A 292-nucleotide genomic window follows, 5' to 3' on the forward strand; every position below is an offset into this window, starting at 1 on the left:
CCCAGAACAGCCAGGGCTCCATATACCCAGGGCCTTTGCTGGTCTCCTGCCCTTGGGATCTTTGTCCGGATCCTGGATGGGCGGCTGATCCGAAGCTCCCCTCTGCCATCCAACTCGATCTCATACCGGGCAGTTATGATTCCTTTTTTCCTGGGCTCCTCCGTCGGCTCAGTTTCCGGAGTCTCTGTCTCATCTGGCGTTTCCGGTTCCGTTTCTCTGTCATCATCCGGTACCGGCCGTTCCGGTTTTTCCGGTTTCCCTGGTTTTTCTGGTTTTTCCGGCTCCTTTCTTT

1 pseudogene is annotated in these 292 nt (G+C 55.8%); it reads right to left on the reverse strand.

The features are described from left to right. Positions 1 to 292, reverse strand: a pseudogene (locus NE591_RS15115) (hypothetical protein); the annotation flags it as partial.

The organism is Adlercreutzia sp. DFI.6.23, assembly GCF_024462535.1.
GTDB lineage: Bacteria > Actinomycetota > Coriobacteriia > Coriobacteriales > Eggerthellaceae > Adlercreutzia > Adlercreutzia rubneri.